Genomic DNA, 12,029 nt, shown 5'->3' with positions numbered 1-12,029 from the left:
GTTATACCTTCCCCCAAGGCCGGTCTTGCGACAGACCGGCCTTTTCTTTGTGTTGAACAGACCCGCAGGTGGCCCATGAAATTCCTGGATCAGGCCAAAATCTATCTTCGTTCCGGTGATGGCGGTGACGGTGTCGTCGCTTTCCGACGCGAGAAATACGTGGAATTCGGCGGTCCGGATGGCGGAAATGGCGGCCGCGGCGGAAATATCATTTTCAAAGCCGTACCCAACCTCAACACGCTGATCGATTTTCGTTACACGCAGCATTTCCGGGCGCGGAAAGGCGGGAATGGCGCAGGGTCCGACCGGACCGGCGCCAAAGCGGATGATGTCATCATCAATGTCCCCATTGGCACGCAGATCTTCGATGAATCGCGTGAGACCATGCTGGCGGACCTTGATGCTGACGGTAAGGAAATCCTGCTTTGTCGCGGGGGGGATGGTGGTTACGGTAATGCCTATTACAAAACCAGCACCAATCGCGCCCCACGCCGTGCTGATAAAGGTTGGCCGGGGGAAGAAAGATGGGTGTGGCTTCGGCTGAAACTCATCGCCGATATTGGCCTTGTCGGGTTACCCAATGCCGGTAAATCCACCTTGCTTTCAGTGTCTTCCCGCGCAAAACCGAAAATCGCGGATTATCCATTCACCACACTCCACCCACAGCTTGGTGTGGTGCGCCTTTCCATGACGGAAGAATTTATCATCGCCGATATTCCCGGACTGATCGAGGGCGCGAGTGATGGTGCGGGGCTGGGTGATCGCTTCCTCGGCCATGTCGAGCGCTGCGCGGCACTGATTCACCTGCTGGACGGGACAGAGAAGCACCTCGTCAAAAATTACCGCCTGATCCGCACCGAGCTGGAACGTTACGACGCTACACTTGCGGACAAGCCTGAAATCATCGTGCTCAATAAATGTGATGCCCTGACGCCTCAGCAGATCAGCGCCAAAAAACGTGCGCTTGAAAAAGCAGCAGGCACAGAGATATTCCTCCTCTCCGCCGTCTCCCATGACGGGTTGGAAAAACTTTTGCGTGCCGCGCAGGATCGCGTAAGGTCTCTGAAACAATCCTGACGGACATGTGAGTATGGTCTCTCCTCTCCAATCTGCGAAGCGCATTGTCGTCAAAATCGGCAGCGCCCTCCTTGTCGATAAGGAAGGCGCCAGGTTGCGCGATAGCTGGCTCGACAGTGTCAGCGCGGACATCGCAGCCTGGCACCAGTCGGGCATTGAGGTGATCATCGTTTCATCAGGTGCCATCGCCCTGGCGCGGACCCAGCTCAATATGACGGCAGCCCGCCTCAGCCTGGCGGAGAAGCAGGCCGCGGCAAGTGTCGGTCAGATTCGCCTCGCGCAAGCCTGGAGCGCTTCCCTGGCGCATCACGGCCTCACTGCCGCGCAATTGCTTCTGACGTCGGAAGACACGGAAAATCGGGAGCGTCACCTCAATGCCCGCTCGACCCTTCGGGCGCTTCTGCGCATGGGATGCGTGCCCGTCATTAATGAAAATGATGCGATCGCGTTTGAGGAAATCCGCTTCGGAGATAATGACCGCCTCGCGGCGCGAGTCGCGCAGATGGTGGATGCTGACACGCTGATCCTGCTTTCCGACATTGACGGGCTGTACACGCAGGACCCCCGCACCCATGCGGATGCCACCCATATCCCCCTTGTTGCGGAAATCGACGATGAGATTCGCGCCATGGGGGGCAGCCCCCCGCCCGGTTATTCTTCCGGCGGGATGAAGACGAAGCTGATCGCCGCGGATATTGCGACACAGGCGGGTGCCCGGATGGCCATCGCCCGCGGGAATATCGACCATCCCTTGCAAAAATTAGCGTCCGGCGCACGCGCGACATGGTTCAGCGCCCATGCAAAGGCCGGTAAAGCGCGCAAAAAATGGATTATGGGGTCGTTGCGGCCGAGCGGCACCTTCCAGATTGATGCGGGCGCCGTGCAGGCGCTTTGGAAGGGCAGTTCACTCCTCGCTGTCGGGGTGCAGAAAATTGAGGGCCAATTTCCGCGCAACGCGCTTGTGACGGTCACGGACCCGAAAGGTGCGGCAGTGGCGCGCGGCCTGACATCCTATTCATCAGAAGAAGCGCAAAGGATGGCCGGGCGGCGCAGCGCGGCTTTCCCGGATGATCTCGCGGGCACGCACCGTGACGCCCTGATCCATCGGGATGACCTCGTCATGCTGCGCAAAGTAGCATCCGGCTGAGGGCCGCTGACACGTCTCCCGCAGCAGTTTTTCTGATCACGTTGATGGCGATTTGGGCGGCCACTTTAAAGTGGGCTCCTTACGCACTTTCGGTGGCTCCGCATGGGGTGCGCCATGCGTCCCCTCACCGCGCGCGATCGGGGCGCGAGGCGTCGCACGGAGACGCCAGATATCGCCATCCTCCTCCGGCGTCGGGGGTGGCTGCGGCGCGGCACGTCGCGCGCCCCTGGTCTTCACGGCCTCTACAGGCGGGTCAAAGTGCGTCTGCTTCAGCAGATCGGCAGAGGAGAGATTTGACGGGTTATCCGCATAATCATGATAGGCTTCCGGTGGCAGGACGGGCATATTCCCCGCGTCATTATTGATGTAGCGCGCCCGCGGCATGGCGGCCTCCTGAAACGGGGCCAAAGGCGGCGCTGATGCCGCCATGGCGGGCGCGGAAGCGAGAGACACGCTGGGCCCGTCCTCCGACATGTCCGCGCCTGTGTCGCCTGCGTGCTTGACCGGCTCATCCAGCTCATCCATCGCGAGGCGGAGGGACACAATGCGGAGGTCAGCGCCGATATCCACCAATTGCCGCTCCATCACGTGCAGGCGACGGCGGATGATATTCATCAGCACCACGAAGAAGAAAAGAAGGAGGGCAATGACAAAGCCGAGTATGAGGGGCAAAGACATCATTTCCGGTAGAACTGAAGACACATCGTCCATCGAGACACCGCTCCCCTCTTCCCTGAATTTTACCCTTAACGCTTACATCCCTAAGGCATGACGATAAAGATGGAGGAGGGTTTCCTGCTCTTCCACCTCTGATGGCTCCTGCTTACGGATACGGAGGAGCTGGCGCAGCACGGGCACATCAAAACCAGCCGATTTCGCCTCGAGGAAAATATCCTTGATGTCACTCGCAAGCGCCTTACGCTCCTCCTCCAGACGTTCAACCCGATCAATGATCGATTGAAGCCGTTGGGCGGATACCATGCCGCTTTCAGCGGCGGCATCTTGCGTTGTTGTCGTATCATCCATAGATATAGGCCCTCATGATCGAATAATCTCAGGGTCGGATTATCAATCGTTCTTCCGTTTGGTCAATGGGCGATCAACGTCGCCGCCCTGTATCGATCTCCTTCCTGTCGCCGCTTCGGCATCGTGAAAAGCACGTCGAAGCGGAACGGTCTTGCAGAACGTCAGGCATCCAGGGGCGGACTTGCCGTCTCCTTTACCCTCAGCTTACGTCTGTGCATAATGGCCACGATATTTCATTTTGTTATTAAGAAAGGTGAGACCCATGTCTCGTACCGTAACCGTCAAACCATTTGATTACGTCATCTTCGGCGCAACAGGTGATTTGACTATGCGCAAACTCCTCCCCGGCTTTTATTATCGGATGCTCGCGGGACAGGTGCCGGAAGAGGCGCGCATTATTGGCACGGCGCGCTCGCCTCTGACCCGTGACGCGTATCAGGGACGTGCGCTGGAGGCCCTCAAGAAGTTTATCAAAAAAGAGGATTTCGACGACGCCAAAATTCAGCGTTTCCTGAAACTCGTCCATTATGTCAGCCTTGATGGCTCCAAACCGGAGAGTGACTGGAACAGTCTGCGCGCGCTCATTCCTCAAGACAAGGCGGATCGTGTGCGCGTCTTTTATTTCGCGACAGCGCCCAACCTCTATGGCGCGATCGCCAAAAACCTGCATGACAAGAAACTCGCCGTCGGTGACGCACGCGTCGTGCTGGAAAAGCCGATCGGCATTGATCTCGCATCCGCGAACGACATAAATGATTCGGTCGGGCAGTATTTCAAGGAAGAAAATATCTTCCGCATCGACCATTATCTCGGCAAGGAAACCGTACAGGGCGTGATTGCCCTGCGTTTCTCCAACCCGATGTTTGAAGCTGTCTGGTCATCCGACTATATCGAGTCCGTGCAGATCACCGCTGCTGAGACAGTGGGTGTCGAAGGGCGGGCCGCCTATTATGATGAGTCCGGCGCCCTGCGCGACATGATCCAGAATCATCTGCTTCAGGTGCTTGCGTTGATCGGGATGGAAAAACCAGCCTCCATGGCCGCCGATGATGTGCGCGACGCCAAGGTTGCCGTGCTTCAGGGCCTAAAGCCTTTCGACAGTAGGACGGTTGCGTCCCACGCTGTGCGCGGGCAATATGTCGCAGGGAAAATGGGTTCCGAAAATGTCCCCGGATATTTGGAGGAACTCGGCAAGGAGAGCCAGACCGAGACCTACGTCGCCCTTTGCGCCGAAATCGACTCACCGCGTTGGAAAAACGTGCCGTTCTTCATCCGCACGGCGAAAAGACTTGAGCAAAAGGTTAGTGAGGTTGTCATTACCTTCAAGCCGACGGAGTCGCGGCTTTTCCCGACGGAAGCCAAGCGCAATGTGCTGGCCATCCGTGTCCAGCCGGATGAGGGTATTTCCTGGACATTTAACGCCAAAAACCCCGTGCATAATGATTTCAGCCTCGGCCAGGCAACGATGCGCGTTGATTTCGCGCAGACTTTCCAGACGCGCTACCCTGATGCTTATGAGCGCCTGATGCTGGATGCGGTCCGGGGTGACCCGATCCTGTTTATCCGCCGGGACGAGGTTGAAGCGGCATGGACATGGCTGGCGCCATTAATGAAGGCCTGGGCTGACAAGGCAACGCCCATGGCGCATTACAAAGCCGGTAGTTGGGGACCGGATGAGGCACGCGACATGCTGAAGCGCCATCATGCCCAATGGCATGAAGATATGTCTCTCTGACTCATGACAGCGCAGAAACAGGAAGGCGCGGAGGCGCAGCCATCCGGGCCCGGCCTTTCGCGTCGGCCCCGACGGACATTGCGGCAGCATATTCTGCGCCGTCTTCTGGTCATTATCCCGGTTGCGCTGATGGCGCTTCTGGCTGCGAAAATGGGATGGCTCCCGAAAGCGGCCGATAAGGTGCAGTTCAATGATCTGGCCTGGTTTGACAACACCAAGTTGACGGAGCATCTGCGCCTGCTCGTGAAAGATCAGGGGCTGCTGGATGTACCCCGACGTTGCGTTGTCCCGATTATCAACGGGGCCGACCCCGCACATGCCACACATGTCCAGTTTCTGGTGCGTGCGACAGATGGCTGCCCCGGCATTGACGGCAAAACGGCCACGGCCTTCACGATTCTCGTGAATAAGGCGGATCGCACTTTGCAGAATGATGCGGGCAGTCCGGGGCATTATCACCCCATGCCCGCGCAGTGACGTCACCGGGCGGCGGGGACAAGGCAAACTTGTCTTGACGAAACCCCGCCCCTGCTGCACGTAAAACACGGGTCAGATGGTCAGGCGACCGCTGCACCAGCATCAAGCTGCGTGTAGAGGAAAGTCCGGGCTCCACGGAAGGACGGTGCCGGCTAACAGCCGGCGAGGGCAACCTCAGGGAAAGTGCCACAGAAATCAAACCGCTCAACGGGCCTTCGGGCTTTGGGTAAGGATGAAACGGCGCGGTAAGAGCGCACCGCTCGGGCGGCAACGTCCGGGGCATGGTAAACCCCACCGGGAGCAAGACCGAATAGGAGTGACGCGTCACGTCTGACGTGATGAAGGGCCCCTCCGCCCTGTCACTCGGGTTGGTTGCATGAGGTGCGATGTGAGTCGCGCCCAAGATGAATGGTCGCCCCGCCTCGGCGGACAGAACCCGGCTTATCGACCATCTGACCCACCGTTAATCGTTAATGCGCGCGCCTGCCCTGTCACGGTAAAACGGGAACATAATAAGAACAAATAAAAAACAAAAGAGGGTCATTCCATATTGTTGCACGGCAAATGAAACGCTTTTTTAACTCCAATAAAAACTTAAAATCTCGCGTACACCGCTGATTTTTGGCGGTTTTCTGCGGTTTTTTATTTGACTTCCCATAAAATCCCATGATATCCCACAAAATGACAAAGACACTCGTTAACTGATTTCACGGGTGTTTGATGACAGTTTTTGACGGGAGCAAGGCGGCGTGAGTGTGTTTTTAGGCACGCACCAAAACCGTTTTGACGCCAAAGGGCGTGTATCAATCCCCGCACCGTTCCGGAACGCGCTTAAGGCGCTGCAATCCGGTGACGGTGCGCTTGTGATCCTGCGCCCATCGCATTTGCATCCCTGCATTGAGGCCTGGCCCCCCGCTTCTTTCGGCGCGCTTGCCCGCCCGCTTGACGACATCGACATTTTTTCTGAGGAGCATGACGACCTCGCTGCCAGCCTCTATGCCGATGCCTATCCAATCGATTCGGATAAAGAGGGTCGCATCATCCTCCCTGACATGCTCAGGCAGCATGCGGGATTATCTGACGACGTCACTTTCATGGGCCTCGGACGCGTTTTTCAGATCTGGGAGCCGGGCGCGGCCATCAAAAGGCGGGAGGAAGCCCGTCTGCGCACCCGCACGACGTTGGCGCAGCGTTCCGCTTCATCCATCAAAGGGTCGGACGCATGATGACCCTTCCGCTTTCCCCGCGCGTCAGGATGCAGGCCAACCCGCAATCTGAAGGCCATAACCCGGTCATGCTGCGTGAGGTCCTCGCGCTGCTACAAATTCACAGTCGCGGCACGTACCTTGATGGGACGTTCGGCGGCGGCGGCTATACGCGCGCCATGATGGCGGAGGCCCCAGCCCACCTCTTCGCGCTGGATAAAGACCCTGATGCGATCACGCGCGGGCAGGCGCTGCAGGATCATTTTGCCGTCAATGATCGCAGGGCCGCGCCCACTTTTGAAATCCGCCAGGGCAATTTCCGCGATATGGCGACGCTTTTTGCCGATGTGGCGCCATTTGACGGGATCGTGCTGGATCTCGGCGTGTCATCTTTCCAGATCGACCAGGCTGAGCGCGGTTTCTCCTTCCGCCAGGATGGGCCGCTCGATATGCGCATGTCGCAATCGGGTCAGTCTGCGGCGGATCTCGTCAATCAAGCGGATGAAGCGACGCTGGCGGATATCATCTATCATTATGGTGAGGAGCGCCTCGCCCGACGTGTCGCCCGCGCGATTGTCGCGGCGCGGCAGGAAGAACCCATCCACCGAACGGGACAGCTCGCCGCGATCATCCGCAAGGTGGTGCATCCTGACCGCTCACGCATTGACCCGGCGACGCGTACTTTTCAGGCCATTCGTATCGCCGTCAATGATGAGTTGACTGATCTTGAACGCGTGCTCGAAACAGCCCCTGGATTGCTGCGGGAAGGGGGACGCCTTGTGGTGGTCACCTTCCATTCGCTGGAGGATCGCCTCGTGAAACGCGCCTTGCAGGCGGCAGCGGGTCGCGTCGCGCGCCCGTCACGTCACATGCCGGTGACTTTGGCGGAGCCGACAAATATGTATCGGCTGCCGCATGGCAAGCCGCTCACCCCTTCCGAAGACGAGATTCAACAAAACCCGCGCGCCCGAAGCGCAAAAATCAGGGTACTGGAAAAAACACGACATATTATAGAGCCACTTGAGGGCACATTATGATTCGGCCATATACGATTTTCTGCGTCCTGCTCGCCGGCGCATCCGGGCTTTTCCTTTACTCGAAGAAGCATCAAACGAATGTTCTTGACGAGAACATCCGGACCATTGTCCGCCAGACAGACGATGTCCGGCAGCAGACCGCCATGCTGCAATCCCAATGGGCGCTTCTGAACCAGCCGGACCGCCTGCAGAAATTATCTGCGCGCTTCCTGACGGATCTCACGCCGATGGCACCCACGCAATATAAGAGATTGGGCACAGCCATTGCCGCATTGCCAGCCCCCGGCAGTGCAGGGCCGCAACGTGATATGATGGTCGCAGCGGCTTCCGCCCCGTCAGACACCATGTCGGTGCAGCACGCAGCGCCCGCGCCCGCGACACAAACAAGCCAGGCCGTCAAAGCCAAGCCGACTGAAGTCATGGCCGCTGCACAGAGAGATGCGTCGCCCCACCATGTTGTGACCGACAAGCCTCATCTTTCGACGCGCCTGGCCCTGGCCACACCCCCCATGAAACATGAGGCGACACCCGCCGTGCGCGCGCACACTGACTCGCACGTGCATTACGCCACTTATCGCGGCACCCGCGCTGTAGCGACGCCCGCCGTGGCCTGGCGCCCCTCCTCAGGCGGGCGTTTGACAGCCACGAAAGCACGTTACCGTCAGCTTGGCACACATAATACGGAGTCCACTTTTGCAATGGCTGACGGTGCGTTGCCACCGCCCGCGCCGCGGCGCCCTTGACTTGTCCCACCCAGTAAGCCGTGCCCAGCCCACCTCACGATGACGGAAAACGCAGAACGCGTCTGAACCGGAGAGCGCACCGCGCCGCTGCCCCCATCGCAGCCCGGCGGGAGCCGCCTTATCTGGAGCGGATGCATATCCGTATTTTCTGGGTCGGGGTCGGGTTTACCTTCCTTTTTCTGGCGCTCTGCCTGCGCCTCCTTCTCGCCTCCATCATCAATCCGATGTTGCCGACCAACGGTGAAGCCAGTGCGCAGATCCCGATTGTGCCGGATCTGACGGAGGGCGATGACGGGCGGACAATGCCGGTCCTGCAAGTTCAGCGTGCCGCGATCACGGATCGCAATGGCCAGATCCTGGCCATGTCCCTCCCCGTCGCGCAAGTCTACGCCAACCCGCAGGAATTGATTGACCCCGCGGACACCGCAAAAAAACTCAAAACCGTTCTGCCGGATCTTGATGTGAAATCAACGGTGCAAAGGCTGCGTCAGGATAAGCAGTTTGTCTATCTTGCGCGGGACATTTCACCGTCGCAGCAACTCGCCGTCAATAATCTGGGCATCCCCGGTATTTACTTTGAAAATGGTGAGCGTCGCCATTACCCGCTCGGCCGAACAGCGGCCCAGATATTGGGTGCCGTGGATATTGATGACCATGGCGTGGCCGGTATCGAAAAATCTTTCAATGATCGCCTTTTGAAAGATCGGGCACCGATCCGCCTTTCCATCGATACAAGGGTGCAGGTCGTCACGCGCGATGTGGTCAATGAAGCGATGCATCATTTCCAGGCGAAAGGCGCTGCCGGGATCGTCATGGATGTGCGTACGGGTGAAATTATCTCCATGGTTTCCCTGCCCGATTATGACGCGAATGATTTCGGCCGCGCACCGGACGATGCCCGCTTCAACCGCGCTGTGACGGGGATGTATGAGCCGGGCTCAACCTTCAAATTGCAAGTCGCCGCGGCTGCGCTGGAACTTAAAGTCGCGCATATATGGGACCGGTTTTCAACCATCCCGATCAAGATCGGGCGCTTCACCATTCGTGACATCAAGTCAGACCATTTCGCCCCCTGGCTGGCCCTTCCTGATGTATTGGCGAAATCCTCCAACCCCGCGGCGGCCCACATCGCGCTCGATATCGGGGCGGAGAGGCAGCAATCTTGGCTGGGGCGGATGGGGTTTCTTGACCGCGTCCCCGTCGAACTCCCTGAAGCCGCCCGCCCCATCGTGCCTGCCCGCAAAAACTGGGGGATCGCGACGGTGATGACAATCGGTTTCGGTCATGGCATTGCGGAATCGCCGCTCGCCATCGTTCGCGGCACGGCGGCGACTGTGAATGGGGGCATCCTCATCACCCCGACCCTCCTCTCACACGATGAAGACCCCGACACGCTGGGTGCGGATGAAACCAGCCAGAGCACAAGCGTCGGCCTGCCGCCCGCGCGCGATGGGGATGATCGCGCCGTGACGCCGGAAGGGCGACGCGTCCTTTCTGACGGCACATCCCGCCTTCTGCGCCGCATGTTGCGCCTCGATGTGACGCAAGGCACGGCCCGGAAAGCCGAAGTGCCGGGTTATTTCGTGGGCGGCAAAACAGGCACGGCGGAAAAAATCGGCGCGAATGGGCGCTATCTCAAACACGCGAATATCTCTGCTTTCACGTCGATTTTCCCGATGAATAATCCGCGTTACGCCGTATATGTTATGCTCGATGAGCCAAAGGGCATCCCGGAAACCTATAATTTCTCAACAGCGGGCTGGAATGCGACGCCGACAGCCGGGAAGCTGATCGCGCGCATAGGCCCCATACTCGGGCTTTTCCCCGACGTGGAAAATGCCGCTAAAATCGACGCCGCCCTGGCCATGCCGCTGGAACCCGCCATTCCGCCCGGCGTGCGCCCGCTTGGGCCGGGGAATGACCCGGGCGCGGCGCGAGTCAGGAAAGCGGAGAAAAAGCCGCAGGCCACCAAAATGAAATCATCGTATCGACCCGGAAAGTAAAGGAGGGCCAATGACCATGCAATTGCAGGAGCTATTCAAACAAGCGCGCGTCACCCTGCCCTCCTCCGTCAAGCCGGAATGGGCAGGTCGGACGGTTAGCGGGGTGACGAGTGACAGCCGCCTGGCCTCCTTGAACAGTCTCTTCGTGGCGATCGACGGCGCCGCCGTTAATGGCGCAACATTTGTGCCGCAGGCCGTGGCGAAGGGGGCTGCTATCGTCATGTCCCATCACGGCCCCAATGCAGTGACCACCATCGCGGGCCGAGACATTTTGCACCTTGCCTCCGCCAACCCCCGGCGCGACCTCGCCCTCCTGGCCGCCGCATTTTATGGCGCGCAACCTGCTGAGATCGCGGCGATCACCGGCACGAATGGCAAGACAAGCACAGCGGATTTTCTGCGGCAGATCTGGATGATGCAGGGCTTTCGTTCCGCCAGTATCGGTACGCTCGGACTTGTTTCCAAGGGGTTGGATCTGCGCCTCCCTCCCCTGACAACGCCTGACCCGGTTAAGCTGGCCGAGACTTTGCACGAGCTGAAAACCCGCCGCGTGGATCACGTGGCGCTGGAAGCCTCGTCTCACGGGCTGGATCAGTTTCGCCTTGATGGCGTCAGATTGACACGCGCGGGTTTCTCCAACCTCACGCGGGACCATCTGGATTATCATCACACGCTTGACGCCTATCGCGACGCTAAATTGCGGCTTTTCCGAGAAGTCCTCCCCACGGGCGGCGTGGCGGCGATCAATGCGGATATGGATTCTGAAACGCTTGCGATATTGAAGGATATCGCGACGTCACGCGCCCTCGCGCTTCGCACAGTGGGGATGGGTGGTGAGACGCTGCGGCTTGTCAGTGCAACGCCCCTCCCGACAGGGCAGCGTCTGAAACTCTGTCTTAACGGGGAAATGCTGGATGACATCACCATCCCCCTCATCGGGCGTGTGCAGGTCGACAATATCTTGCTGGCAGCCGCTCTGGCTTGGGACGATGAAGATTCCGCCCGTCAGATCTGCCAGGGCCTGACACAATTACAAGGCGTGCGCGGACGGTGTGAGTTTGTCGCCACATCGCATCATGGTGCCTCGATATTTGTGGATTACGCCCATACGCCCGACGCGCTCGGCCACGTGCTGCAAAGCCTGCGCCCGCATGCGCGCCATCGATTGACGGTTATTTTCGGCGCGGGTGGCAATCGTGATCAGGGGAAGCGCCCCTTGATGGGTCAGATTGCCGCAAGATATGCGGATCAATGCATCGTCACCGACGATAATCCGCGTGATGAGGACCCCGCCACCATCCGCCGGGCCGTCATGCAGGGGTGCCCTGACGCCACGGAAATCGGCGACCGTCATACGGCCATCGCCCATGCCGTGCTGCATGCCGAAGCAGGCGATATCGTCGTCGTCACCGGCAAGGGGCACGAGACCGGGCAGATTATCAAAGGCGCGGTGCATCCGTTTGATGATGCCGCCGTCATTCGAGAGATTTTGACAGCCGCGCAGGGCGGTTCTGACATTGAGGCAGCAAACGGGGTGAATGCACATGACACGCCTGGTTAAGCGGCAAAAGGGAATTGA

General features: G+C 59.0%; 11 protein-coding genes and 1 other RNA gene. 10 read left to right on the top strand and 2 right to left on the bottom strand.

Going from position 1 to position 12,029, the window contains the following annotated elements:
- Window positions 1–75: 75 nt before the first annotated feature.
- Together obgE and proB are read left to right on the top strand one after the other, a co-directional pair.
- The gene (gene obgE / locus N5W20_RS02135; RefSeq protein WP_319807287.1) at window positions 76–1,077 is read left to right on the top strand and encodes a GTPase ObgE; all 1,002 of its coding nucleotides are present in this window, start codon (window positions 76–78) and stop codon (window positions 1,075–1,077) included.
- A gap of 13 nt (window positions 1,078–1,090) precedes the next feature.
- Window positions 1,091–2,224, top strand: a complete 1,134-nt coding sequence (gene proB, locus N5W20_RS02130; protein WP_319807286.1) for a glutamate 5-kinase — start codon at window positions 1,091–1,093, stop codon at window positions 2,222–2,224.
- Window positions 2,225–2,260: 36 nt separating this feature from the next.
- On the opposite strand, the gene N5W20_RS02125 is transcribed toward proB, so the two are convergent.
- Window positions 2,261–2,935 (bottom strand): hypothetical protein, encoded by a 675-nt coding sequence (locus tag N5W20_RS02125; protein ID WP_319807285.1) that lies wholly within the window; start codon window positions 2,933–2,935, stop codon window positions 2,261–2,263.
- A 42-nt stretch (window positions 2,936–2,977) separates the two neighbouring features.
- Window positions 2,978–3,250 (bottom strand): DUF2312 domain-containing protein, encoded by a 273-nt coding sequence (locus tag N5W20_RS02120; RefSeq protein ID WP_319807284.1) that lies wholly within the window; start codon window positions 3,248–3,250, stop codon window positions 2,978–2,980.
- A 262-nt stretch (window positions 3,251–3,512) separates the two neighbouring features.
- Between N5W20_RS02120 and zwf the strand changes: the two genes are divergently transcribed.
- The 8 genes from zwf (at window position 3,513) to N5W20_RS02080 (ending at window position 12,011) form a co-directional block, all read left to right on the top strand.
- Window positions 3,513–4,985, top strand: a complete 1,473-nt coding sequence (gene zwf, locus N5W20_RS02115; RefSeq protein WP_319807283.1) for a glucose-6-phosphate dehydrogenase — start codon at window positions 3,513–3,515, stop codon at window positions 4,983–4,985.
- Window positions 4,986–4,988: 3 nt separating this feature from the next.
- A complete protein-coding gene (locus N5W20_RS02110; RefSeq protein WP_319807282.1) occupies window positions 4,989–5,462 on the top strand; it encodes a hypothetical protein in 474 nt (157 codons plus the stop codon).
- Window positions 5,463–5,534: 72 nt separating this feature from the next.
- Window positions 5,535–5,922, top strand: an RNA gene (gene rnpB / locus N5W20_RS02105) — RNase P RNA component class A.
- Window positions 5,923–6,211: 289 nt separating this feature from the next.
- Window positions 6,212–6,688 (top strand): division/cell wall cluster transcriptional repressor MraZ, encoded by a 477-nt coding sequence (gene mraZ / locus N5W20_RS02100; RefSeq protein WP_319807281.1) that lies wholly within the window; start codon window positions 6,212–6,214, stop codon window positions 6,686–6,688.
- A complete protein-coding gene (gene rsmH / locus N5W20_RS02095; protein ID WP_319807280.1) occupies window positions 6,685–7,704 on the top strand; it encodes a 16S rRNA (cytosine(1402)-N(4))-methyltransferase RsmH in 1,020 nt (339 codons plus the stop codon). Before mraZ ends, rsmH begins: the two co-directional genes overlap by 4 nt.
- On the top strand, window positions 7,701–8,447 hold the full coding sequence (gene ftsL, locus N5W20_RS02090) for a cell division protein FtsL (protein ID WP_319807279.1): 747 nt from the start codon (window positions 7,701–7,703) through the stop codon (window positions 8,445–8,447). Before rsmH ends, ftsL begins: the two co-directional genes overlap by 4 nt.
- 131 nt (window positions 8,448–8,578) lie before the next feature.
- Entirely contained in the window at window positions 8,579–10,450 is a 1,872-nt protein-coding gene (locus N5W20_RS02085; protein ID WP_456304903.1) for a peptidoglycan D,D-transpeptidase FtsI family protein, read from the top strand.
- 16 nt (window positions 10,451–10,466) lie between these two features.
- Window positions 10,467–12,011 (top strand): UDP-N-acetylmuramoyl-L-alanyl-D-glutamate--2,6-diaminopimelate ligase, encoded by a 1,545-nt coding sequence (locus N5W20_RS02080; RefSeq protein WP_408869427.1) that lies wholly within the window; start codon window positions 10,467–10,469, stop codon window positions 12,009–12,011.
- Window positions 12,012–12,029 lie beyond the last annotated feature (18 nt).

This window comes from Candidatus Kirkpatrickella diaphorinae, assembly GCF_025736875.1.
GTDB classification, from domain to species: Bacteria; Pseudomonadota; Alphaproteobacteria; order Acetobacterales; family Acetobacteraceae; genus Sorlinia; species Sorlinia diaphorinae.
This window is presented reverse-complemented; position numbering and strand designations above follow the sequence as displayed.